We start from the raw sequence: 24,227 nt of genomic DNA on the forward strand, positions 1-24,227 counted from the left end.
GCGTGTGCCGGGCCTCCGGGACGGGCCATGGGCCACCCGGTCCAGTGATCGGTCCATTCGGTACCGAAGGGGAGTTTTCGGCGCGGCGCAGCGGCGGATCGCCTCCTGACCACTGCACCTTCGGTCCGTCTGCCCGAAGTCCGGACGTCGGCAAAACCTCGTGGAGGCGCCACTCAGCCTGCGCCCAGGACGAGTTGGGGCTGCACGGACCTCCCGGTCCGGGACCTTCGGGAACCTCCGCGGGCCCGAGTGGCCGCTGCCCTGATCCGGCGTGGCGCAGAAGCATTCGTTCGCGGATCGACTCATTCTCAGCGACTTGCACAAGGAGCACAGCCATGCCCAGGACTTCAGCGGCTGGTGACCGAGCGGTGCCCGAGCCCAAGACGGCACTCGGACTCCCGGCCGCGTCCTCGCTCGTGATCGGCACCGTCATCGGCACCGGAATCTTCGCGCTCCCCTCCGCCCTCGCCCCCTACGGGCCCATCTCACTGGTCGCCTTCGTCGTCGTGACCCTGGGAGCGCTGGCGCTCGCGCTGACCTTCGGGGCCCTGTCGAAGCGGGTTCCGGCGAGCGGCGGGCCGTACGTCTACGCCCGGGAGGCGTTCGGCGAGTTCGCGGGATTCCTGAACGCCTGGTCGTACTGGATCACCGCGTGGGCCGGCAACGCGGCGATCGCGGTGGCCTGGGTCGGCTACGTCGAGGTGTTCGTCAACACGGGTCACAAGACGTGGATATCCATGAGCATCGCCCTCGGCGGGCTCTGGGCGGCCGCCGCGATCAACCTCACCGGCGTCCGTAACATCGGCTCGTTCCAGGTGATCACCACCGTGCTGAAGTTCGTGCCCCTCGTCTTCATGGCGACCATCGGGCTGTTCTTCATCGACCCGGACAACTTCGGCGCCTTCAACGCCAGTGGTCAGTCGGCGCCCGGCGCGATCTCCGCCGCGGCCGCCATCGCCCTGTTCAGCTACCTCGGCCTGGAGGCCGCCTCGGTGGTCGCCGGCCGGGTGCGCGAGCCGGAGCGCAACGTGCCGCGCGCCACCGTGTACGGCACGCTCCTGTGCGCCGTCCTCTACATCCTGGGCACGCTCGCGGTCTTCGGCACCGTCTCGCACGGGGCGCTGGGCCACACCGTCGCACCGTTCACCGACTCCGCGAACAACATCTTCGGCGGCGCCTGGGCGGGAGACGTCGTGGCCGTCGCCGCGATCATCTCGGGCATCGGCGCCCTCAACGGCTGGACCATGCTGTGCGCCGAGATGCCGTACGCCGCCGCCCGCGACGGTCTCTTCCCCGACGCCTTCGCGAAGCTGCGCGGACCGAGCGGCGTCCCGGCCTTCGGCGTCATCGCCTCCACCGTGCTGGCCTCGCTGATCACCGTGTTCAGCTACACCCGCTTCGAGGACGTCTTCACGAAGATCGTGCTGCTGAGCGTCCTCACCGCGGTGATCCCGTACCTGTTCTCCGCCGCCGCCCAGCTGTACTGGCTGCTGGTGCGCGGCCGGGAGACCCTGAGCCCGCGGCGCCTGGCCCGCGACGTCACCGTCGCCGCTCTGGCGCTGGCCTTCTCCTACTGGTCGATCCAGGGCAGCGGCTACCAGACCGTCTACTACGGACTGTTCGTGCTGCTGCTCGGCGTGCCGGTCTACGTGTGGCTGAAGCGGGGCCAGGGCCGGTACGGCGACGACCCGGTCGCGGTGATCCCCGTTCCGCGCGAGGAGCGCGCCCCCGAGACGCCGGCGCCGCCCAAGCGGCTCTCCCGTGGACTGGGCACCAACCGCGTCGGCGGTCCACGCAAGCACAACGCCCACCGTCACCAGGACTGACCACTTCACGCAGAGGACGAGACCACGCCATGAACACCTTCCACGTCGACTCCGAGGTCGGCCGCCTGCGCCAGGTCATCCTGCACCGCCCCGGCATCGAACTCTCCCGCCTCACCCCGCGCAACGTCGACGCCCTCCTCTTCGACGACATCCTGTGGGCCAAGCGCGCCCGCGAGGAACACGACGCCTTCGCCCAGGTGCTGCGCGACCACGGCGCCCGCGTGCACTACTTCGCCGACCTGCTCGCCCAGACGCTCGACGGCGACGAGGCCCGCGACTGGCTGCTCGACCGGGTGATCACCCCGGCCACCGTCGGACCCGCACTGATCGACCCGGTGCGCGCACTCTGCGCCGAGCTGGACGGGGAGACCCTCGCCGGACACCTCATCGGCGGGCTTCTCAAGAGCGACCTGCCGCTCGCCACCCCGCACAGCCTGGTCTGGAACGCGCTCGACGCCGAGGACTTCGCCCTCGCCCCGCTGCCCAACCACCTCTTCCCGCGCGACAACTCCTGCTGGGTGTACGACAGGCTGTCGGTCAACCCGATGGCCAAGTCGGCCCGGCGGCGCGAGAGTCTGCACGCCGAGGCCGTCTACCGCTTCCACCCGATGTTCGCGGGCGTCGCTCCCGCGCCGATCCTCGACGTCTCGTCGGGCACCCTGGAAGGCGGTGACGTCCACGTCCTCGGCAACGGCGCCGTCATGGTCGGCATGGGGGAGCGCACCACCGCACAGGCCGTGGAGAACCTCGCCGCCCGCCTCTTCGCCGACGGCACGGCCAACCGGCTGGTCGCCGTCCAACTCCCCGCCGCCCGCGCCTATATGCACCTCGACACCGTGCTGACGATGGTCGACCACGACACCTTCGTCATCTACCCGGGCCTGGCCGACTCCCTGCGCTCCTGGACGCTCACGCCCAGCGGCGCCCGCGCGTGCGGCTTCGACGTCGCCCCGGACTCCGACCTCGCCACTTCCCTGGCCGAAGCCCTCGACCTCGACAAGGTCCGGATGCTCTCCGCCCCGCAGGACATCCGCAACGCCGAACGCGAGCAGTGGGACGACGGCAGCAACTTCCTCGCCGTCGCCCCGGGCGTCGTCGTCGGCTACGAGCGCAACGTCACCACCAACACCTACCTGCGCAAGCAGGGCATCGAGATCGTCACCGTCGCCGGCGCCGAACTCGGCCGCGGACGCGGCGGACCGCGCTGCATGAGCTGTCCCGTCGAACGCGACCCGGCCGCCTGAACCCCCAAGGGGAACCATCATGACCGTCGACCTGCGAGGCCGCTCCTACCTGAGCGAACTCGACTTCACCGCCGCCGAGATCCACCACCTCCTCGACCTGGCCGCCACCCTCAAGGCCGCCAAGCGCGCCGGCGCCGAGCAGCCCCGGCTGACCGGCCGAAACCTCGCGCTGATCTTCGAGAAGACCTCCACCCGCACCCGCTGCGCCTTCGAGGCGGCCGCCGCCGACCAGGGCGCCGCCACCACCTACCTGGGCCCCGGCGACACCCACATCGGCGCCAAGGAGTCCATCGCCGACACCGCCCGCGTACTGGGCCGCATGTTCGACGCCATCGAGTACCGCGGCTCCGCCCAGTCCCTGGTCGCCGCACTCGCCGCCCACTCCGGCGTGCCCGTCTACAACGGCCTGACCGACACCGCGCACCCCACCCAGAGCCTGTGCGACGTCCTCACCATGCACGAGCACAGCCCCAGGCCCCTGCCCGAGATCGCCTACTGCTACCTCGGCGACGCCCGCAACAACATGGGCAACTCCCTGCTGTCCATGGGAGCCCTGCTCGGCATGGACGTCCGCATCGCCGCCCCCGCCCCGCTGTGGCCCGACCCCGCGCTGGTCGCCACATGCCGGGAACTGGCCGAACGCAGCGGCGCCCGGATCACCCTCACCGAGGACGTCGAGACCGCCGTACGCGGCGCAGACTTCCTGCACACCGACGTCTGGGTCTCCATGGGCGAGCCCGCCGACACCTGGCGGGCGCGGATCGAGCTGCTGCTGCCGTACCAGGTGAACGACAAGACGCTGGCCGCGACCGGCAACCCGGACGTGAGGTTCATGCACTGTCTGCCGGCCCTGCACGACCGCGGCACCCGCCTCGGGAACGACCTCTTCGACGCCTACGGCCTGGACGGACTCGAAGTCACCGACGACGTCTTCTCCTCACCGGCGTCGATCGTCTTCGACCAGGCCGAGAACCGGCTGCACACCATCAAGGCCGTGCTCGTCGCCACCCTGGAGGACTGAAGCCATGCGCATCGTCGTCGCCCTCGGCGGCAACGCCCTGCTGCGCCGCGGCGAACGCCCCGACGCCGCCGTCCAGCAGGCCAACATCGACCGGGTCGCCACCGCTCTGGCCGCACTGGCCCACGAGCACGAGATCGTCCTCACCCACGGCAACGGCCCCCAGATCGGCCTGCTCGCCCTGGAGAGCGCCGCCGACCCCGCGCTCAGCGCCCCCTACCCCCTTCATCTGCTCGGCGCCCAGACCCAGGGCATGATCGGCTCCCTGCTGGCCTGCACCCTGCACGACGCCCTGCCGGGCCGCCGCATCGCCACCCTCGTCACCCACACCGTCGTACGGGCCGACGACCCGGCGTTCGCCCGGCCCGCCAAGTTCGTCGGCCAGGTCTACCCCCGGGAGGTGGCCGGCGCCCTCGCCCGCAAGCGCGGCTGGCACATCGCGCAGGACACCACCGGCTGGCGCCGAGTCGTCCCCTCTCCGGCGCCGGAACGGATCCTGGAGACCGACACCGTCCACGAGCTGCTGAACAGCGGCACCCTGGTGATCTGTGGGGGCGGCGGAGGCGTCCCCGTCACGGCGGACGACGACAGCGGCGCGCTGACCGGAGTGGAGGCCGTCATCGACAAGGACCTGACGGCCGCCCTGCTCGCCGAGGACCTGAAGGCCGACTTCCTGCTGATCCTCACCGACGTCCCGTGCGTGTACCAGGACTACGGGAGTCCCGCCCAGCGGCCCGTCCTCGACGCCACCCCCGCCGAGCTGCGCCGCAGGGGTTTCCCCGAGGGCTCCATGGGGCCCAAGGCCGAGGCCGCCGCCCGGTTCGTCGAACGGACCGGAGGGCTCGCCGCGATCGGAGCCCTGGACGCGGCCTACGAGATCGTGCACGGCCGGTCGGGCACCCTGGTCCGCCCGGACCTCACGGCCGGCTGACAGCGGGGAGCGGGGAGCGGGGAGCGGGGAGCGGGGAGCGGCCGGGGGCCGTCCGGCCCCCGCCCCGGGGCCGGACGGCCCGCCGGCGGGCGCTGCCCGGCACTCCCCGTGCCGATCACGAACGACAAGCATCGAAGGGCAGGGCAGGAACCGAGGCACACGGACCGAGAAGAGGAACGGCGATGACCGCAACCGTGACAGTCGGCGACCGGGTCACCCCGGCCTGGCGAGGCTTCGCCGGGGCCCGCTGGCGTGAGCTGATCGACGTACGCGACTTCATCCAGGCCAACTACACCCCGTACGAGGGTGACGCGTCCTTCCTGACCGGCGCCACGGACCGCACCCGGGCCGTCTGGGAGAAGGTCAGCTCGCTGTTCCCGCAGGAGCGGGCGCGCGGCATCCTCGACGTGGACGCCGCGACCCCGTCGACGATCACCTCGCACGCCCCCGGCTGGATCGACCGCGACCGCGAACTGATCGTCGGTCTCCAGACGGACGCCCCGCTGAAGCGGGCGATCATGCCAGGCGGCGGGCTGCGCATGGTGGAGAACGGCCTGAAGGCGTACGGCTACGAACCCGACCCGTTCGTCAGCGAGGTCTTCGGGACCTACCGCAAGACCCACAACGACGGCGTCTTCGACGCGTACACGCCCACGATGCGGACCGCCCGCAAGGTAGGCGTCATCACCGGGCTGCCCGACGCCTACGGCCGTGGCCGGATCATCGGCGACTACCGGCGCGTCGCCCTCTACGGCACCGACCGCCTGATCGAGGCCAAGCGCGCGGAGAAGGCCCTGCTGGACGCCCGGCCGTCCACCGAGCACGTCATCCGCGACCGGGAGGAGCTCGCCGAGCAGATCAAGGCACTGGGCGAGCTGACCCGCATGGCGGCGACCTACGGCTGCGACGTCTCGCGCCCCGCGGTCACCGCGCGCGAGGCCGTGCAGTGGCTCTACCTGGGCTACCTCGCCGCGGTGAAGGAGCAGAACGGCGCCGCGATGTCCCTGGGCCGCACTTCGACCTTCCTCGACGTCTACCTCCAGCGGGACCTGGACGAGGGGATCGTCGACGAGTCCGGCGCCCAGGAACTGATCGACGACTTCGTGATCAAGCTGCGCATCGTCCGGTTCCTGCGCACCCCCGAGTACGACGCCCTGTTCTCCGGCGACCCCACCTGGGTCACCGAGTCCATCGGCGGCATCGGCGACGACGGCCGCCCGCTGGTCAGCCGCACCTCCTTCCGCTTCCTGCAGACCCTCTACAACCTCGGCCCCGCCCCCGAGCCCAACCTCACCGTGCTCTGGTCGCCCCGGCTGCCCGCCGGCTTCAAGGAGTTCTGCGCCCAGGTGTCCATCGACACCAGCGCCGTCCAGTACGAGTCCGACGAACTGATCCGCCCCTGCAACGGCGACGACGCCGCGATCGCCTGCTGCGTCTCCGCCATGGCGGTGGGCAGGCAGATGCAGTTCTTCGGGGCCCGGGTGAACCTGGCGAAGGCGCTGCTGTACGCGGTCAACGGCGGCCGGGACGAGATGACCGGCGACCAGGTCACTCCCGCGATGCCCCCGCTGACGGGCGAGTACCTGGACTACGAGGAGCTGGCGGCGGCCTACGACCGCGTCCTGGACTGGCTGGCGGAGACGTACGTCAACACGCTCAACGTCATCCACTACATGCACGACAAGTACGCCTACGAACGCATCGAGATGGCCCTGCACGACCACCCCGTCCACCGCTTCATGGCCTGCGGCATCGCAGGACTGTCGGTCGCCGCCGACAGCCTGTCCGCCGTCAAGCACGCCCGGGTGAAGGTGTTCCGGGACGCGACCGGGCTGGCCGTCGACTTCCGGACCGAGGGCGAGTTCCCGGCGTACGGGAACAACGACGACCGCGCGGACGCCCTCGCCGTCGGCCTGGTGGAGACCTTCATGGCCAAGGTCCGCCGGCACCCCGCCTACCGGGACGCCGAACACACCCAGTCGGTGCTGACCATCACCTCGAACGTCGTCTACGGCAAGCACACCGGCAACACCCCCGACGGCCGCCGCGCCGGACAGCCCTTCGCCCCCGGCGCCAACCCGATGAACGGCCGTGACCGGCACGGCGTGGCCGCCTCCGCGCTGTCGGTCGCCAAGCTGCCCTACCAGCAGGCCCGCGACGGCATCTCGCTGACCACCACCATCACCCCGGAGGGGCTCGGGCACGCCCCCCGGGAACGCGCGGGGCACCTGGTCGGCATCCTCGACGCCTACATGGCGGCCGGCGGCTTCCACATGAACGTCAACGTGCTCGACCGCGCCACCCTCGAGGATGCGATGGAGCACCCGGAGAAGTACCCCGACCTGACCATCCGGGTGTCGGGATACGCCGTCAACTTCGTCCGCCTGACCCGCGAGCAGCAGCTCGACGTGATCAGCCGCACCTTCCACGGAACGCTGTGAAGGCCATGACAGCGTCGACCGGGCGGATCCACTCCTGGGACCTGTCCACCGGCGTGGACGGTCCCGGGACCCGGTTCGTCCTCTTCCTCAGCGGCTGCCCCCTGCGTTGTCTGTACTGCGCCAACCCCGACACCTGGCACATGCGCGACGGCCGGGAGGCGACGGTGGACGAGGTGATGGCGGAGATCGAGAAGTACCGCGCCTTCGTCACCACCGCCGGCGGCGGGGTGACGGTCACCGGGGGAGAGCCCCTGCTCCAGTCGGCCTTCACCGGTGAGGTGCTGCGCCGCTGCAAGGAGGCCGGACTGCACACGGCCCTGGACACGTCCGGCTTCCTCGGCGCGCGGGCCACGGACGAACTCCTCGCCGACACCGACCTGGTCCTGCTGGACGTCAAGTCCTTCGACATCGACGTCTACCGGAAGCTGACCGGCGGGCGGCTCGCCCCCACGCTCAGCTTCGCGACCCGCCTCGACCGCCTCGGCGTCCCGACGTGGATCCGCTACGTGCTGGTCCCCGGCTGGACCGACGACCCGCGGGGCGTGGACGCCCTGGCCGGCTTCGTCGCGGGTCTCGGCACGGTCGAGCGGGTCGACGTGCTGCCCTTCCACAAGCTCGGCGCCTCGAAGTACGAGGCCCTGGGCATCCCCTTCCCGCTGCGCGACACCCCCGTTCCCGGCCCGGCCCTGATCGACAGCGTCCGTGAACGCTTCAGGGAGCAGGGCGTGCCCGCCTACTGACGGGCGGCCCCCGCGGTACGCGGCCACGGTCACACCGGCGACGTCCGGGTGCCGCCGTGCCGCACCGAGTCCAACAGCCCCTGGAGACAGGGCCGTTCAGCCCCATGGTCGTAGACCTTCGGCATCCGTCGCCGCCCGGCGCACGGGGCGAGAGTAAGCGACGTCAGGCAACGTCCCGACCCCTCGAAGGGAACCACGACCATGGCCGTGCACGAGCACCCTCGCCGGAGCTCCGGCTTCCACCTGCCGTCGCTGCGCAGGCGCCGGACCGCCTCCGCCCCCGAGTCCGCCGTGTCGGCACACGCCGGCACGAGCACCCCGCGGGCCTACGCCTTCGCCTCCCTGCGTCTGCTCACCGGGTTCGTGTTCCTGTGGGCCTTCCTCGACAAGACCTTCGGCTTGGGCTACGCCACCCCGTCCGGCAAGGGCTGGATCGACGGCGGCTCGCCGACGAAGGGCTTCCTCGGCTCCGTCGCCGCCGGACCCATGGAGTCCACCTTCCACTCCTGGGCCGGTGACCTGTGGGCCGACCGGCTGTTCATGCTCGGTCTGCTCGGAATCGGCCTCGCCCTGGTCGCGGGGGTCGCGCTGCGGCTCGCCGCCGTCGCCGGGACCATGATGATGGCGCTGATGTGGATCGCCGAGTGGCCGCCGGCCAAGCACCTCTCGGACGGCTCGGCGAGCATGTCGCCGAACCCGTTCGTCGACTACCACCTGATCTACGCCGTCGCCCTGATCGTCCTGGCCGCTGCCGCCGCCGGCGACACCCTGGGCGCGGGGCGGCTCTGGGCCAGGCTGCCGTTCGTCCGCGACCACGACTGGCTGCGCTGAGCACCGCCGCCGCGGTGGGCCGGTCACCCGGCCCGCCGCGCCGAGCCGGGCAGGGGTCGGTCGGGCCCAAGTCGGGACCAGTGGCCCCTGCCCGAGGAACCCCGAGAAGACGACTCTGGAATCGGATCCCCTGCCCCGGGATCCCTCGCCCCAGGAGGTGGAGACCATGCTCCGCACCATCACCGTAGGCCTCGACGGCTCGTCCGAGAGCCGGGCCGCCGCGGAATGGGCGGCTCGCGAAGCGAAGCTGCGCGACCTGCCGCTGAAGATCGTCCACGTCTGGGAGCCGGTCCCGGAGCCGATGGCTCAGGCGCCTCTCCTGGGAGGCGAGACCCAGCAGCACTGGACCGAGCGGATTCCCCGGGAAGCGGCGGAGGGCATCGGCCTGCGCCACCCGGACGTCGAGGTGATCAGCGAGCAGCTCTCCGGACACCCCGGCGACGTCCTCGCCGAGGCGGCGAAGAGCGCCGAGCTGCTCGTCCTGGGCTCCCGCGGCCTCGGCGGAATCAGCGGGTTCATGGTCGGCTCCGTGAGCCTGTCCGCCGTCGCGCACGCGGACCGCCCCGTCGTACTGGTCCGTGCGCTGGAAGCGGCGGCCGACGAGCACGAGTTGGACCCGGCGGGGGTTCCCTCCGCCGCGACGCCCTTCCGGCCCGTGATCCTCGGACTCGACGTCGAGCACCCGGACGAGACGCTGATCGAGTTCGCCTTCGACGCCGCCGAGCGCCGCGCGACGTCCCTGAGGGTCGTCCACGGCTGGAACCCGCCGCCCTATTACGCCTACGGCATGCCCGTCAACCCCGCCCTGCACCAGGCACTGGCCCTCGGCGACGCCCAGGCGCTGACCGAGGCGCTGCGACCCTGGCGGCAGAAGTACCCGGACGTCGAGGTCGTCGAGGAGTCCCGCTACGGAAGCGCGGCCGTCGAGGTCGTGGACGCCTCCCGCGAGGCCTCCCTCGTCGTCGTGGGCCGGCGCATCCGCCGCAGCTCGTTCGGCGCCCACATCGGCCATGTCACGCACGCCGTCCTGCACCACTCCACCGCCCCCGTCGCCGTCGTCCCCCACGGCTGACCCACCCGCCGTCACCCCGCCCCATCACCCCCCCCATCACACCCCATCACCTTCGATCACCCCCGATCACTCCCGAGGAGAAGAGACCCATGAAGGCAGCGGTCGTACGAGCGTTCGGCGAGCCCCTGGTCATCGAGGAGCGCCCCGACCCCGAGCCCGGCCCCGGCCAGGTCCGCGTCCGGGTGGAGGCGTCCGGGCTGTGCCACACCGACATCCATGCGGCCCACGGCGACTGGCCGGTCAAGCCGAACCCGCCGTTCGTCCCCGGACACGAGGGCGTCGGCCTGGTGGAGGCGCTCGGCGAGGGCGTCACCCACCTGTCCGTCGGGCAGCGGGTCGCCGTCCCGTGGCTCGGCAAGGCGTGCGGGCGGTGCGAGCACTGCCTGTCCGGCTGGGAGACGCTGTGCGAGCAGCAGGTCAACACCGGCTACGGCTGCGACGGCGGGTACGCCGAAAAGATGGTGGCCTGGGCCGACTTCGCGCAGCCCGTGCCCGACGGGATCACCGCCCTGGAGGCCGCCCCGCTGACCTGCGCGGGCGTGACGACGTACAAGGCACTCAAAGTCGCCGACGTCAAGCCCACGCAGCTAGTCGCGATCTCCGGCGTCGGCGGCCTCGGCCACCTCGCCGTGCAGTACGCGAAGATCGCCGGAGCCACGGTGGCCGCGATCGACGTCACCGACGAGAAGCTCGAGCTGGCCGCCGAACTCGGCGCGGACATCGTCATCGACGCCCGCAAGGAGAACGTCGGCGAGGTGCTCAAGCGGCACGGCGGCGCCCACGCGGCCATCGCGCTCGCGGTGAACGACGCGGCCTTCGAGGCCGTCAACGCCGGGCTGCGGCGCGGCGGCAAGCTGGTCATGGTGGCCCTGCCCGCACACGGCACGGTCCGGGTGCCCATCTTCGACACCGTCCTGAACGGCACCTCGGTGATCGGCTCGATCGTCGGCACCCGGCAGGACCTCGCCGAGGTCTTCCAGCTGCACGCGGCCGGCCGCACCAAGGTCATCTACGAGGCCCGCCCGCTCGCCTCCGTCAACGACTCCATCGACGAGGTGCTGCGCGGCGAGGTCAAGGCCCGGATCGTCTTCGACCTGGACACGGGACGGTGAGCACCGTGGACCGCCCGATCGTCGTAGGCGTGGACGGCTCCGAGCCGAGCCTGCGGGCCGTCGACTGGGCGGCCGACGAGGCCGCCCTGCGCGGAGCCCCGCTGCGGCTGGTGTACGCCTCCCTCTGGGAACGGTACGAGGGAGAGTCCCTCGCGGCGGACCTCGACAAGCCGTCCGAGCAGGTCACGGCCGAGGACATCGTGCGGGTCGCCGCGCAGCGGGCCCGCCTGCGCCGGCCCGACGTCGAGATCTCCACCGGCGTGCTGCCCGAGGAGCCCGAGTACGCCCTCGTGCGCGAGGGACACGACGCCTGCGCCCTGGTGCTCGGCACCCGCGGTCGCAGCGGCTTCGTCGAGATGCTCCTCGGGTCGGTCAGCCTGGCCGTCGCCGCCTACGCCGACTGCCCGGTGATCGTGCTGCGCGGCAGCCACGACAACCAGGTGAGCGCCGGGAGGCGCGGCCGCGTCGTGGTGGGCGTGGGCGAGAAGAGCACGGACTCCGCCGCCCTGCGCTTCGCCGTGCAGGAGGCGAGGCTGCGCCACGCGACCCTGGACGCCGTACGCGCCTGGCGGTGCCCGGCGCACGAGAGCACCGACCACCCGCTGCTCTCCGGTGAACCCGCGCGACTGCACGAGCAGCACGCCGCCGAGGTTCTGGAGAAGGCGCTGAAGGAGACGCCGCCGGACGTGGAACTGCGCCGGCGCACGGAGGAGGGCCCGGCCCGCAGGGTCCTTCTGGCCGCTTCGCACGAGGCCGACCTGCTGGTGGTCGGCGCCCGGCGCAACCCAGGACACCTCGGACTCCAGTTGGGGCGCGTCGCCCACGCGGTGCTGCACCACTCCGCCTGCGCGGTCGCGGTCGTGCCCGAGCGGGCGTGAGCGTCGACTCCGTTCCTTGTTCCGCCGACCTGCGCGGCAGCTCGCCGCCTTCTTGCCGGCCAAGCCGCCTCCACCGCCCGATGACCGCTACGCCGACGACTTCCGGAGTGTCAGCCATGTCCAAGGTCGAACACCAGGACGCCCCCGCACTTTCCGAACTCTCCGACGAGGAACTGCGCACCCTGGACGCGCACTGGCGGGCCGCCAACTATCTGGCCGCCGGACAGATCTACCTGATGTCCAACCCGCTGCTGACCGAACCCCTGAGGCCCGAGCACATCAAGCCGCGGCTGCTCGGCCACTGGGGCACCTCGCCCGGGCTCAACCTCGTGTACACCCACCTCAACCGGGTGATCAAGGCGCGTGGACTCGACGCCCTGTGCGTCTGGGGACCGGGCCACGGAGGGCCGTCCATCCTGGCCAACTCCTGGCTGGAGGGCAGCTACAGCGAGACCTACCCGGACGTGCCGCGGGACGGCGAGGGCATGGCCCGGCTCTTCCGGCAGTTCTCCTTCCCCGGCGGTGTGCCCAGCCACGTCGCCCCGGAGACGCCCGGGTCCATCCACGAGGGCGGTGAGCTCGGCTACTCGCTGTCCCACGCCTACGGCGCCGCCTTCGACAACCCCGATCTGCTGGTCGCCTGCGTGATCGGCGACGGCGAGGCGGAGACCGGTCCGCTGGCCGCCGCCTGGCACTCCAACAAGTTCCTGGACCCGGTGCACGACGGCGCGGTCCTGCCGATCCTGCACCTCAACGGCTACAAGATCGCCAACCCGTCGGTGCTCTCCCGGCTCCCGGAGGCCGAACTCGACGAACTGCTGCGCGGCTACGGCCACGAGCCGATCCATGTGACCGGCGACGACCCGGTCCAGGTGCACCGGGCCATGGCGGCGGCGCTGGACGGAGCGCTGGACCGCATCGCCGTGATGCAGCAGACCGCCCGCGAGGACGAGGTCACCGAGCGCGTGCACTGGCCGATGATCGTGCTGCGCACCCCGAAGGGCTGGACCGGACCGGCCGATGTGGACGGCGTGCCCGTCGAGGGCACCTGGCGCGCCCACCAGGTTCCGCTGGCCGGCGTCCGGGAGAACCCCGAACACCTCCGCCAGCTGGAGGCCTGGCTGCACTCGTACCGGCCCCGGGAACTCTTCGGCGCCGACGGCCGCCCCGCCGCCGACGTTCTCGCCTGCGTCCCCGACGGCGCCAAACGGCTCGGCGCCACCCCGTACGCCAACGGCGGTCTGCTCGTGCGCGATCTGCCCGTCGCCCCGCTCGACGAGTTCGCCGTGCCCGTCGACAAGCCGGGCGCGACCCTGCACGAACCGACCCGCGTTCTCGGCGACCTCCTCGCCCGGGTGATGAAGGACACCGGCGGACGCCGGGACTTCCGCCTCGTCGGCCCGGACGAGACCGCCTCCAACCGGCTCCAGGCCGTCTTCGACGTCAGCGGAAAGGCGTGGCAGGCCGAACACCTGCCGGTCGACGAACACCTCGAGCATCACGGCCGGGTGATGGAGATCCTGTCCGAACACACCTGCCAGGGCTGGCTGGAGGGCTACCTGCTGACCGGCCGGCACGGACTGTTCTCCTGCTACGAGGCGTTCGTGCACATCGTCGACTCCATGGTCAACCAGCACATCAAGTGGCTCAAGACGTCACGGGAGTTGGCGTGGCGGGCCCCCATCGCCTCCCTCAACTACCTGCTCACCTCCCACGTGTGGCGGCAGGACCACAACGGGTTCTCCCACCAGGACCCCGGCTTCGTCGACCACGTCCTCAACAAGAGCCCGGAGGTCGTGCGCGTCTATCTGCCGCCGGACGCCAACACGCTGCTGTCGGTGGCGGACCACGTGCTGCGCAGCCGCGACTACGTCAACGTCATCGTGGCAGGCAAGCAGCCCTGCTTCGACTGGCTGTCGATGGACGAGGCCCGCGCGCACTGCGCCCGGGGCGCCGGGATCTGGGAGTGGGCCGGCACGGAGAACGGCGGCGAGCCGGACGTCGTCCTGGCCTGCGCCGGAGACGTGCCCACCCTGGAGGTGCTGGCCGCCGCCCAGCTGCTGCGCCGCCACCTGCCCCAGCTCGCCGTCCGCGTCGTCAACGTCGTCGACATGACCCGGCTGCTGCCGCGCGAGGAACACCCGCACGGCATGAGCGACTTCGAGTACGACGGGCTGTTCACCACCGACAAGCCGGTGATCTTCGCGTACCACGGCTACCCGTGGCTGATCCACCGGCTCGCCTACCGCCGTAACGGCCACCAGAACCTGCATGTGCGCGGCTACAAGGAGTCGGGCACCACGACCACGCCGTTCGACATGGTCGTCCGCAACGACCTCGACCGCTACCGCCTGGTCATGGACGTCATCGACCGCGTCCCCGGCCTCGCCGTGCGCGCCGCCGCCGTACGCCAGCAGATGGCCGACGTCCGCACCCGCCACCAGGCCTGGATCCGCGAGCACGGCACCGACCTGCCCGAGGTCGCCGACTGGACCTGGAACGCCTGACCGCCCCTCGCCCCCGGAAGGAACCCAGCGCCATGACCGTACGCGTCGGCATCAACGGCTTCGGCCGCATCGGTCGCACCTACCTGCGCGCCGCCCTCGACCGTGCCGAAGAAGGCACCCAGGACGTCGAGGTCGTCGCCGTCAACGACATCACCTCACCCGCCACCCTGGCCCACCTGCTGGAGTACGACTCGACGTTCGGGCGCATCGGACGCGACGTCCGGCACGACGACAGTTCCATCACCGTCGACGGACGGCGCATCGCCGTCACCGCCGAGCGCGACCCGGCCGCCCTGCACTGGTCCGACCACGGCGCCGGCGTCGTCGTCGAGTCCACCGGGCGTTTCCGCGACCGCGACTCCGCGGCCCTGCACCTGAAGAGCGGAGCGCACACCGTGCTGCTGTCGGCGCCCGGCAAGGGCGTGGACGCCACCATCGTGATGGGCGTCAACGACCGTGCCTACGACCGGCACCGCGACCGGATCGTCTCCGCCGCCTCCTGCACCACCAACTGCGTCGCCCCGATGGTGAAGGTGCTCCACGACGCCTTCGGCATCGAGCGGGGCATGATGACCACCATCCACGGCTACACCAACGACCAGTCCCTGCTGGACGGCCCGCACAAGGACCTGCGCCGGGCCCGCTCGGCCGCCCTGAGCATCATCCCCACCAGCACCGGCGCCGCCCGTGCCGTGGGTCTGGTGGTGCCGGAGCTGGCCGGGGCCCTGGACGGGATCGCGGTCCGGGTGCCCGTGGAGGACGGCTCGCTCACCGACCTCGCCGTGGTCCTCGCCCGGGAGGCGAGCGCGGACGAGATCAACGCCGTGTTCGAGGCGGCCGCGGACGGCCCGCTGAACGGCGTCCTGCGCGTCTCGAAGGCTCCGATCGTCTCCCGTGACGTCATCGGCGACCCCGCGTCCTGCGTCTTCGACCCGGCCCTGACCCAGGCCAACGGCACCCTGGCCAAGGTCTTCGGCTGGTACGACAACGAGTGGGGCTACACCAACCGCCTCCTGGACCTGACGGCCCTGGTGGCGGACGACTGACCCGGGCGGACGGCTCACCGCGGGGCGACGCAGGGACCGGTCGGCCGCGCACGGAGGGCCGACCGGCCCCAGGCCGCCCCCGGACAGCCCCTGTGACGCCCCCGCGCTCCGCCGGACGATCGACGTATCGAAAGCCATGGAGGAGACCCGCGATGACGGACGACCTGCTCGACCGGCCCCCGGTCCACGCCCTGCTCGCCGACGGCGCCACCGTGTGCATACGCCCCGTGCGGCCGGACGACCACGCCCAGCTGCAAGGCCTCTACGAGGAGATGTCGCCGGAGAACCTCCGCCTGCGCTTCTTCGCGGCGAGCCGGCGCTCGGCGGCCATGGCCGCCGACCGGGCCTGCGCCCCGGCCCGCCCGGGCTACCGGGCCCTGCTGGCCGAGGCCGACGGCCGGGTGATCGGCCTCGCCGAGTACGACACCGGCGGCGAGAAGGACGGCGGCGAGAAGGACGGCGGGGAAAAGGGCGGCGGGGGGAAGGGCGGCGGGGGGAAGGGCGATGCGGAGAAGGGCGGCGCCGAGATCTCCATCGCCGTCGCCGACGGCCTGCACCACCGGGGCGTGGGCACCCTGCTCGTCGAGCACCTGGTCTCGGCGGCGCGCGCGGAGGGCATCACCGCCTTCACCGCCGACGCGCTCAGCGAGAACCACGAGGTGCTCCGTCTCTTCGCCGACCTCGGCCTGCGCACCTCCCGCCGCTTCGAGGGCCCGGAGGTGCGCTGCACCGTCCACCTCGACCAGGACGACGCCTACCTGTCGGCCGTCGAGGCCCGGGGCCGGTCCGCCGACGTGGCCAGCCTGCTGCCGTTGCTGCGGCCCTCCGTGGTCGCCGTGGTCGGCGCCGGACGCACGCCCGGCTCGGTGGGCCGCGCCGTCCTGCACCACCTGCACACCGGCGGCTTCACCGGGCGTCTCTTCGCCGTGAACCCCCACGTCACGTCGCTGCTCGGCGTGCCGTCCCATCCGTCCGTCGCGGCGCTGCCCATGACCCCCGACCTCGTGGTCGTGGCCGTGCCGGCCACCGCTGTCCCGGCCGTCGCCGACGAGTGCGGCCGGGCCGGGGTGCGTGCGCTCGTCGTCGTCACCGCGGGCCTCGACCACAGCCAGGGAGAGGCACTGCTGACCGCCTGCCGCACCTACGGCATGCGGCTCGTCGGCCCCAACTGCCTCGGCATCTCCCACACGGACCCCGAACTGAGCCTCGACGCGACCTTCGCCGCCGAGCACCCCCGCCCAGGCACGGCAGGGGTCGCAGTACAGTCCGGCGGGGTCGGCATCGCCCTGCTCGACGGGCTGTCCCGACTCGGCATCGGCGTTTCCTCCTTCGTCTCGCTCGGCGACAAGTACGACGTCAGCGGCAACGACATGCTCCAGTGGTGGGAGAGCGACGGCCGCACCGACCTCGCCCTGCTGCACCCGGAGTCCTTCGGCAACCCGCGCGCCTTCTCCCGCACCGCCCGCCGTGTGTCGCGCCGCATCCCGGTGCTCACCGTCGACTCCGGCCGAACCGACGCGGGCCGCAAGGCGGCCGCCTCGCACACCGCGGCCGCCGCCACCCGCACCATGACCCGCGGCGCGCTGTTCACCCAGGCCGGCGTAACCGCCACCCGCTCGGTCGGCGAACTCCTGGAAACGGCGGCCCTGCTGCACTCTCAGCCGCTGCCGGAGGGCAGCCGCGTCGCGATCGTCACCAACGCGGGCGGCGCCGGAGTGCTCACCGCCGACGCCTGCGCGGAGGCGGGACTGGCCCTTCCCCCGTTCACCCCCGCGATGATCGACGAACTGCTCGCGGTGCTGCCGGACGGCGCCGCCGTCGGCAACCCCGTCGACGCCACCGCCGCCGTCTCCGAGGAACAGCTCACACAGTGCGTCGACCGCCTCACCCGGTGCCCCGGCGTCGACGCCGTCATCGTGGCCCTCGTGCCCACGGCGGTCGCCGCGGCCACCGGCGACGACCTGGTGCGGGCCGTCACCGCGCCTCCCGGCCGTCGGGCGCGGCCCGTGCTCGCCGTACGCCTGGAGCAGGACCGGTCCGTCCGGCTGCTGCCCGCCGCGGACGGCGGCACGATCCCCTCCTACGCGGAACCGCAGGCGGCGGCCCGCGCCCTGGCCCACGCGGCCGAGCGCGCCGCCTGGCTCGCCCGGCCGGCCGGCGCCGTCCCCGACCTCGACGACGTCGAGACCGCACGGGCCCGCACGGTCGTCGAGGAGTACCTGACCACGCACCCCGACGGCGGCTGGCTCGACCCGCGCACCGGCGCCGACCTGCTGGCCTGCTACGGCATCCCGCAGATCCCGTGGGCCTGGGCCGAGACCGAGGACGGGGCCGTGCTCGCCGCCGACCGGCTGCGCGGCTACGACGGCAGGGTGGTCATGAAGGCCCACTGGCCCGGACTGCTGCACAAGACGCAGCAGCACGCCGTTCACCTGGATCTGCGCGGCGACTCCCAGGTGCGGGCCGCGTTCCGAGACCTGGAGACCCGCTTCGCGGGACTCATGACCGGCGTGGTCCTGCAACCCCTCGCCGCCCGCGGCACCGAGCTGTTCGCGGGAGTGGTCCAGGACGAGGTCTTCGGCCCCCTGGTCCTGTTCGGGCTCGGCGGCACGGCCACCGAGGTGCTGGCCGATCACGCAGCCCGCCTCGCCCCCCTCACCGACCGCGACGTCCACGAGCTGATCACCTCGCCGCGGTGCGCCCCGCTGCTGCTGGGCGCGAACGGAAGCACCCCCGTCGACTTCGAGGACCTGGAACAACTGCTCCTGCGGCTGTCCCGGATGGCGGCGGACCTGCCGCAACTCGCCGAGGTCGACTTCAACCCCGTCCTGGCGACACCGGGCGGCGTCACCGTGCTCGACGCACGGCTGCGCCTGCTGCCGCGTCGCCCCCAGGACCCGTATCTGCGCCGACTGCGCTGAGGAGGAGACGGCCATGAGACACGACAAGGTCGGCACCGTGATGACCGCGGACGTCGTCCGCGCCGAGTACGGCACACCGTTCAAGGAGGTGGCCCGGCTGCTGGCGGACCACCGGATCAGCGGACTGCCGGTGGTGGACGAGGACGAAAAGGTCATCGGGGTCCTGTCCGAAACGGACCACTGGCGGAGTGTCGGTATTCGAGGGTTGCAGTATTCGCCCACAGGGCGAGCACTCCCACACCCGGTCGCGGTGACAAGGCGTACAGCTCTCACCGCAGCGGGCGCTGTCTGCGCAAAGACACCGGACCAAGAAGAAGAGATCGAGCGCGCACCGGAGCGCGGGCGCCAGCGCGGGTCTGGTGGTCGGAGGAGCTCGCGTACCGGTTCGTCACCGAACTTCCCCAGATGCCGGAACTCGCCGACATCGTCGGCACCGGCTTGGCCATCGACCGCGGACCCTTCTTCGACCGGCTCCGCGACTACCTGGACGCCGAAGCGCAGGCCGGCACACTCGACTTCCGTTCGGCCGACGGACAGACACAGCAGACCTCCGCAGTGGCCGAACAGTTCCTCGGCATGATCTGCGGCCAGCTCCTGTGGCCTCAACTCGTACGCACCGACTTCGTCCCGCCCGACCCCACCGACACCACGATCGTGGACGAAGCCGTCGCCCTCATGCTCACCCGCTATCGCACCGGATCCTGAAGCCTGGACCACCAGTTCACGCTGCAAGGACCCCGATACGTCGCCTCACCGGGACAGGTACAGGTATGGGTGACTCGACCGACAACGAATACCGGCGAGCACGGCCGGTCCTCCCCGTAACCAACAGCGGCCGACAGCTGAGCCCGGGCCGTGGCCTCCCGGTACTGCTGACGTGCGCACCCGGCGTTGTGCTCGGTGGCGCGACCACCAACAAGTGATCGACGAAATCCTCCAGCACGTGTGAACCCGGGGCGACGTCGGCCCCGCTGTGACGGTGTTGGCCTTCTGCGGCGGCGACCACCGCGGCTACACCGGTTAGCCAGCGCCACCCGCAGACAGCGCGTGATCCGAAAAAGATCATCATCCGCGAGCGCCGCGAAGCGAGACGTAGTGATTCAGGCCGGAGTCCCTCTGGTTCTGTCCTACGTGCCTGATGGCGCCTCCCTCAAGAGAACGAGCCCTCAGGCGAACCGGAGGAATGACACGGTGGAGATCGAGCTGTGGATCAACGGATCCGCCCAACGGCTGGACGTCTCGCCACAGGTGAGCCTGCTCGACGCGCTGCGATGGGTAGACAAACACGCGGAAGCTCCTGGGCGACAGGCGATCTTGGTCTTGAACCCATCTACCAGGAGCTTCCGTACGTCCGGCCGCCACCCACGCCGCAACTCCCCACCCCGCCAAGCAGGTTGGCAAACGCTCACTGTCCCTGCGACCGCTGTGTACGCGGTCGCAGGGGGCGGCTGCCGCAGCACTCATTGACGTGGTGACGGCTCGGTCCGTGCGGGTGCGGTCCGCCGAGTGTGGTGGTGTAGAAGCGCTTCCGATCATGGAAACGGGTGCCATCAGAAACCAGGCCAGGACTACGACTCGTTGCCACTTCCCGCCCCGTGCCGTGCGCGAAACGACGCGGATGACACGGGCGCCGCGGCCGACGACCTCGGGTTCGGCGTTACCGGCAGGCACATGTTCGCCGACGGAGCGTCAGGTCTGCTGCGCTGTGGCGTGCTGGCGGGGAGCGGCAGGATGGGGGAGCGGGATCTTCTGCGCGAGTTTGTCGCCTTCGACGTCCAGGTCGGGCAGGAGGCGGTCCAGCCACACGGGAATCCACCAGGCCTTCTCCCGTGCGAGTGCCATGGTGGCCGGGATGAATGTCATGCGGATGACGAACGCGTCGATGAGGATGCCCGCCGCCAGCGCGAATCCCGCCTGTTTGATCATGGGCTGGGCGTTGAAGATGAATCCGGCGAAGACCGAGACCATGATCGTGGCCGCGGCGATCACGACGGCGCTCGCCCGGGCGAAGCCGGAGACGGTCGCGTCGAGCGGGTCGGCACCGTGCATGCGGGCCTCACGCATCGAGGTGACCAGGAACACCTGGTAGTCCATGGCCAGTCCATAGAGCACGCCGGTGACGATGATGGGCAGCAGGCTCACCACAGGTGCGTTCGCGTCGAGTCCGAACAGCGCCTGCAGCCAGCCCCATTGGAAGACCGCCGTGGTGATGCCGAAGGTGGCGGCGATGCTGAGCAGGAAGCCGAGCGTGGCCATGACCGGGACGACGACCGAGCGGAAGACCAGGAGCAGGACGATCAGCGAGAGCCCGAGAACGGTGGCCACGTAGAGGGGCAGGACGTCCCCGAGGCGGTCGGACACGTCGATCGCGAGGGCGGTGAAGCCGGTGACGCCGATGGTGACGCCATGGGTTTCGCGGATCTCCCGGCTCTTGTCCCGCACGGAGGCGACGAGGTCCTTGGTGCCGTCGTCGTTCGGACCGTCGCCGGGAACGAGGCTGAGGACGGCCACGGTGCCGGCGGTGTTCATACCTGCCAGAGAGATCGAAGTGGCGCCCTCGGTGTCCTTCAGCTCGGAGACGACCGCAGCGAGGGCCGTGGGAGTGAGCGCCCGCCCGCTGTCGGAGGAGCGGGCGACGAGCATGAGGGGGCCGTTGAAGCCGGGGCCGAAGGTGTCGCTGACCTCCTCGTAGCTCTGGCGCTGTGCGGTGTCGGGGTTGTAGCTGGCGCCGGACGGCAGGCCCATCCTCATGTCGAGGGCGGGGAGCGCCAGAACGAGGGGGATCAGGAACGCCGCCGTGAGAGCGGGGTACTTGTGGCGGACCAGGTGTGATCCCCAGCGGGTGGCCCGTGTCCGTGCGGCGGCGGAGGCCTGCTGCTGCGCCGTGCGTCGGGTTCTGGCCGAGCAGACGCGCTCCTTGACCAAGCCCAGGAGCGCCGGCAGCAGGGTCAGGGCGAGCAGGACGGTGACGGCGATCGTGGCCGCGGCGGCGAGGGCCATGGTGCTGAGCAGCGTGATCCCGACCACCAGCAGTCCTGCCAGGGCGATGATGACGGTGCTGCCGGCGAAGAAGACCGCGCTGCCGGCGGTGCCGATGGCACGGCCGGTCGCCTCGTGCGCGTCCAGGCCGGTCTCCAGGATGAGCCGCCGTTGCCGGTTGACGATGAACAGGGCGTAGTCGATGCCGACGGCGAGCCCCAGCATCAGGGCCAGTACGGCGGTGAGCGAGTGGATCTCGAAGACGGTGGAGAGAGTGAAGGCGCCGCCGACGCCCACCGTGACACCGACCAGAGCGATCACCAGGGGCAGGCCCGCGGCCACGACCGATCCCAGGGTGACCAGCAGGACGATGGCCGCCACCACGACGCCGACGATCTCGCCGACGCCCACGATCTCGGGTATCTCCAGCATCGCCGCCGACGGCAGGACGTCGAGGTGGGCTCGTTCGGCCTGCTGCTCTGCGGCCTCGACGGTGCTGTCGATCGTGCCGGAGGGCAGCTCATAGGTCTGCTCGTCGAACTGGAACTGCATCAGGGCGGTGGAGCCGTCGGCCGCGACGACGACCCCGGGCACCGGTCGGCCGTCCTGCAGCAGCGGGGACGGCACCTTGCCTCCCGTCGGCTGCCCGGCGGCTTCGGCCACCGCTGCCTGGGTCCGCAGCAGCGGACTCTTCTCCCCCTTGGACAGTTCGTCGGCGAGGACCTTGCGGGCGTCGATGACGTGGTCGTGGCGGTAGACCGCGTCCACCGCGGCGATGAGGGCGTCGCGGCTTTCCTCGCCGTCGACCCGCGTCCCGTTCTGCGCGCGGAACACCAGCATGCCCTGCCCGCCGGACGCCTCGGGAAGGGACTTCGCCAGATCGTCGATGACCTCCTGGGCGGAGGTGCCGTCGATGCGTACCTCGTTGCTCAGCTTGACGGGGTTGACCGCGAGCAGCGCCACCACGGCGGCCACCACCGCCAGCCAGCCGGCGATCACATACCAGGGCCTGGCGTAGGCGAAATGCCCCAGCCGGTACAGCAGCACAGACACACTCTCTCCCTTCCCCGGCGCACCCTGCAGGGCACGCGCATCCGAACGAAGTGAGAGGGTACTACCAAAACGATAGGAGACTATCGAAGCGGTAGAGTGCTATCGTCGCGCAGGCGATTGAGTAGTCTGCGGTGCAGAACGGGAGGGTCAGAGATGCCGAACGCCGCACCGCGCACACGCCGGCTCCGCAGGGTTGACGCCCGCTCCAGCGTGGAGCGCATCATCGCGGCCGGACGTAATGTCCTTGGCGCAGGTGAGGGCTCCTTGGAGCAGATCGCCGCCGAGGCGGGCGTGGGCATCGCCACGCTCTACCGGCACTTCCCCAACCGGGAGGCCATCGTCCGGGCCGTCCTCGACGACATCCTCGAGACCGACCTCCTCCCACTGATCAACGACGCCACGGCCTCCCGCCACCCGCGCCAGACCCTCCTGGACATCGCCACACGACTGCTCGACCTGATCACCGAGGAGCGGGGACTGGTCACCTTCGCCGCCAACTTCGCCGACGTCGCCGTGGACGCCCTCCAGCGCCTCAGCGAGTCCCTCCGCCCCCTCCTCGAGTACGCACAGGAGCAGGGCGAGATCCGTACCGACCTCACGGCGGACGACATTCCGCACTTCCTCGTCATGGGCATCGCAGGCCTCGCGCTCCCCGGTGCCGCACCGTCCACGCGCGCACGCTTCATGGCCCTGCTCTTCGACTCGCTCAACCCCGCCAGCGCGTCCCCTCTCCCACCGGCATGCGCGGAAACGGAAGACGACGACCTCCGCGCCGCGATCAGCGGCGTCGTCCGGGACTGACTCCCGGAGGCCGCGACTGACCCCAGTAGCGCCTGATTCCGTGGTGCTGCCGGCGAGTGGAGGTGCCTGGGCGGCTTGGCACCCTGAACCAAACTCTGTTCACCAGCGCACGTACCCCGTTGCGCACGGGCCAGGTGTCCGGAGCGGGTCTTCTCAGACCGCTCGAGGGAATAGCTGCTCGACTGCGGTGACCACGGCGGCGCGGCGGGCTGCGGTGGTGGAGTCGGTGGCGTGTTCGGCCGCGGCTTCGGCGAGTTCGGGTTGAGCTGCCCAGGTAGTGGCGATCTGGTTGACCAGGGCGAGGACGTCGGCCGGATCCCATGCGGGATTGAGCTGCCCGGCCTGCTGGGCCTGGCGGAGCTGGTCGAGCTTGCGGGTGATGACCGCCCGGGTGGGATCGTCTTCGGTGTCGCCGGCATCAGCCAGTTCGAGGCGGCCCCAGGTGATCAGGCGGTAATGGTCGGGGCGGGCGGTGAAGTAGTCGAACAGGCGGCCCGCGTAGCTGGGGAGATCGGACGGGTCTATCTGGGTGGCGTCGGCGATGACAGAGAGCTCTCGCGCGGCGACGTGGGCGTAGAGCGCTTCCTTGCCGCGGAAGTATGCGTAGACCCGTTCCTTGCTTGTCCGAGCGCTTTTGGCGATGCGGTCGACGCGGGCGCCGGCGATGCCGTGGCGGGCGAACTCCTCCATGGCGGCGGCGAGGATCCGCTCACGCGTGGTGTCGCCACGGTCAGGAGTGGCTGCGTGCGCTGGGGTCTGGCCGGAGTCGGGGGAGTTGGACATAACCCCAGGATAAGGCACCGAACGGTTTGGTTTGGCGTTGCGGG

17 protein-coding genes and 1 pseudogene are annotated in these 24,227 nt (G+C 71.3%); 16 read left to right on the forward strand and 2 right to left on the reverse strand.

Going from position 1 to position 24,227, the window contains the following annotated elements:
• The first annotated feature begins 335 nt into the window (after positions 1-335).
• From OG562_RS44665 to OG562_RS44735, 15 genes and pseudogenes are all read left to right on the forward strand, one after another.
• Positions 336-1,826 carry an APC family permease gene (locus OG562_RS44665; RefSeq protein ID WP_266408522.1) on the forward strand — a complete coding sequence of 497 codons (1,491 nt, stop codon included), beginning with the start codon at positions 336-338 and terminating at the stop codon, positions 1,824-1,826.
• Between the two features lie 29 nt (positions 1,827-1,855).
• Positions 1,856-3,070: an arginine deiminase gene (locus tag OG562_RS44670; RefSeq protein WP_266408524.1), complete on the forward strand. Its 1,215-nt coding sequence runs from the start codon at positions 1,856-1,858 to the stop codon at positions 3,068-3,070.
• Between the two features lie 19 nt (positions 3,071-3,089).
• Positions 3,090-4,091, forward strand: a complete 1,002-nt coding sequence (gene argF / locus OG562_RS44675; RefSeq protein ID WP_266408527.1) for an ornithine carbamoyltransferase — start codon at positions 3,090-3,092, stop codon at positions 4,089-4,091.
• Positions 4,092-4,095: 4 nt separating this feature from the next.
• Positions 4,096-5,019, forward strand: a complete 924-nt coding sequence (locus OG562_RS44680) for a carbamate kinase (RefSeq protein WP_266408529.1) — start codon at positions 4,096-4,098, stop codon at positions 5,017-5,019.
• 182 nt (positions 5,020-5,201) lie between these two features.
• Positions 5,202-7,460, forward strand: a complete 2,259-nt coding sequence (pflB, locus tag OG562_RS44685) for a formate C-acetyltransferase (protein WP_266408532.1) — start codon at positions 5,202-5,204, stop codon at positions 7,458-7,460.
• A gap of 5 nt (positions 7,461-7,465) precedes the next feature.
• Positions 7,466-8,200 (forward strand): pyruvate formate-lyase-activating protein, encoded by a 735-nt coding sequence (gene pflA / locus OG562_RS44690; RefSeq protein ID WP_266408534.1) that lies wholly within the window; start codon positions 7,466-7,468, stop codon positions 8,198-8,200.
• A gap of 201 nt (positions 8,201-8,401) precedes the next feature.
• Positions 8,402-9,031 (forward strand): hypothetical protein, encoded by a 630-nt coding sequence (locus OG562_RS44695; RefSeq protein WP_266408536.1) that lies wholly within the window; start codon positions 8,402-8,404, stop codon positions 9,029-9,031.
• 166 nt (positions 9,032-9,197) lie between these two features.
• The gene (locus OG562_RS44700; RefSeq protein WP_266408538.1) at positions 9,198-10,103 is read left to right on the forward strand and encodes a universal stress protein; all 906 of its coding nucleotides are present in this window, start codon (positions 9,198-9,200) and stop codon (positions 10,101-10,103) included.
• Positions 10,104-10,192: 89 nt separating this feature from the next.
• Positions 10,193-11,215: an alcohol dehydrogenase AdhP gene (adhP, locus tag OG562_RS44705; RefSeq protein ID WP_266408540.1), complete on the forward strand. Its 1,023-nt coding sequence runs from the start codon at positions 10,193-10,195 to the stop codon at positions 11,213-11,215.
• A 5-nt stretch (positions 11,216-11,220) separates the two neighbouring features.
• The gene (locus OG562_RS44710) at positions 11,221-12,093 is read left to right on the forward strand and encodes a universal stress protein (RefSeq protein ID WP_266408541.1); all 873 of its coding nucleotides are present in this window, start codon (positions 11,221-11,223) and stop codon (positions 12,091-12,093) included.
• A gap of 116 nt (positions 12,094-12,209) precedes the next feature.
• Positions 12,210-14,600: a phosphoketolase gene (locus tag OG562_RS44715; protein WP_266408542.1), complete on the forward strand. Its 2,391-nt coding sequence runs from the start codon at positions 12,210-12,212 to the stop codon at positions 14,598-14,600.
• Between the two features lie 32 nt (positions 14,601-14,632).
• Positions 14,633-15,646, forward strand: a complete 1,014-nt coding sequence (gap, locus tag OG562_RS44720; RefSeq protein WP_266408545.1) for a type I glyceraldehyde-3-phosphate dehydrogenase — start codon at positions 14,633-14,635, stop codon at positions 15,644-15,646.
• Between the two features lie 152 nt (positions 15,647-15,798).
• A complete protein-coding gene (locus tag OG562_RS44725; RefSeq protein ID WP_266408546.1) occupies positions 15,799-18,567 on the forward strand; it encodes a bifunctional GNAT family N-acetyltransferase/acetate--CoA ligase family protein in 2,769 nt (922 codons plus the stop codon).
• Positions 18,568-18,580: 13 nt separating this feature from the next.
• Positions 18,581-18,745: pseudogene (locus OG562_RS44730) on the forward strand (CBS domain-containing protein); the annotation flags it as partial.
• A 110-nt stretch (positions 18,746-18,855) separates the two neighbouring features.
• Positions 18,856-19,272, forward strand: a complete 417-nt coding sequence (locus tag OG562_RS44735; protein ID WP_266409854.1) for a TetR/AcrR family transcriptional regulator C-terminal domain-containing protein — start codon at positions 18,856-18,858, stop codon at positions 19,270-19,272.
• Positions 19,273-20,256: 984 nt separating this feature from the next.
• On the opposite strand, the gene OG562_RS44740 is transcribed toward OG562_RS44735, so the two are convergent.
• Positions 20,257-22,599, reverse strand: coding sequence for an MMPL family transporter (locus OG562_RS44740; RefSeq protein ID WP_266408548.1), 2,343 nt, complete (start codon positions 22,597-22,599; stop codon positions 20,257-20,259).
• A gap of 153 nt (positions 22,600-22,752) precedes the next feature.
• On the opposite strand from OG562_RS44740, the gene OG562_RS44745 reads away from it, so the two are divergent.
• A complete protein-coding gene (locus tag OG562_RS44745) occupies positions 22,753-23,400 on the forward strand; it encodes a TetR/AcrR family transcriptional regulator (RefSeq protein WP_266408549.1) in 648 nt (215 codons plus the stop codon).
• Positions 23,401-23,553: 153 nt separating this feature from the next.
• On the opposite strand, the gene OG562_RS44750 is transcribed toward OG562_RS44745, so the two are convergent.
• Positions 23,554-24,183 carry a TetR family transcriptional regulator gene (locus OG562_RS44750; protein WP_266408550.1) on the reverse strand — a complete coding sequence of 210 codons (630 nt, stop codon included), beginning with the start codon at positions 24,181-24,183 and terminating at the stop codon, positions 23,554-23,556.
• Positions 24,184-24,227 lie beyond the last annotated feature (44 nt).

The organism is Streptomyces sp. NBC_01275 (genome assembly GCF_026340655.1).
Taxonomy (GTDB): Bacteria; Actinomycetota; Actinomycetes; order Streptomycetales; family Streptomycetaceae; genus Streptomyces.

Excerpts from the sequence above, each read along its gene's own strand:
- OG562_RS44665 (WP_266408522.1), top strand. The coding sequence starts at position 336 with ATGCCCAGGACTTCAGCGGCTGGTGACCGAGCGGTGCCCGAGCCCAAG.
- OG562_RS44670 (WP_266408524.1), top strand. The coding sequence starts at position 1,856 with ATGAACACCTTCCACGTCGACTCCGAGGTCGGCCGCCTGCGCCAGGTC.
- argF (WP_266408527.1), top strand. The coding sequence starts at position 3,090 with ATGACCGTCGACCTGCGAGGCCGCTCCTACCTGAGCGAACTCGACTTC.
- OG562_RS44680 (WP_266408529.1), top strand. The coding sequence starts at position 4,096 with ATGCGCATCGTCGTCGCCCTCGGCGGCAACGCCCTGCTGCGCCGCGGC.
- pflB (WP_266408532.1), top strand. The coding sequence starts at position 5,202 with ATGACCGCAACCGTGACAGTCGGCGACCGGGTCACCCCGGCCTGGCGA.
- pflA (WP_266408534.1), top strand. The coding sequence starts at position 7,466 with ATGACAGCGTCGACCGGGCGGATCCACTCCTGGGACCTGTCCACCGGC.
- OG562_RS44695 (WP_266408536.1), top strand. The coding sequence starts at position 8,402 with ATGGCCGTGCACGAGCACCCTCGCCGGAGCTCCGGCTTCCACCTGCCG.
- OG562_RS44700 (WP_266408538.1), top strand. The coding sequence starts at position 9,198 with ATGCTCCGCACCATCACCGTAGGCCTCGACGGCTCGTCCGAGAGCCGG.
- adhP (WP_266408540.1), top strand. The coding sequence starts at position 10,193 with ATGAAGGCAGCGGTCGTACGAGCGTTCGGCGAGCCCCTGGTCATCGAG.
- OG562_RS44715 (WP_266408542.1), top strand. The coding sequence starts at position 12,210 with ATGTCCAAGGTCGAACACCAGGACGCCCCCGCACTTTCCGAACTCTCC.
- gap (WP_266408545.1), top strand. The coding sequence starts at position 14,633 with ATGACCGTACGCGTCGGCATCAACGGCTTCGGCCGCATCGGTCGCACC.
- OG562_RS44725 (WP_266408546.1), top strand. The coding sequence starts at position 15,799 with ATGACGGACGACCTGCTCGACCGGCCCCCGGTCCACGCCCTGCTCGCC.
- OG562_RS44745 (WP_266408549.1), top strand. The coding sequence starts at position 22,753 with ATGCCGAACGCCGCACCGCGCACACGCCGGCTCCGCAGGGTTGACGCC.
- OG562_RS44750 (WP_266408550.1), bottom strand. The coding sequence starts at position 24,183 with ATGTCCAACTCCCCCGACTCCGGCCAGACCCCAGCGCACGCAGCCACT.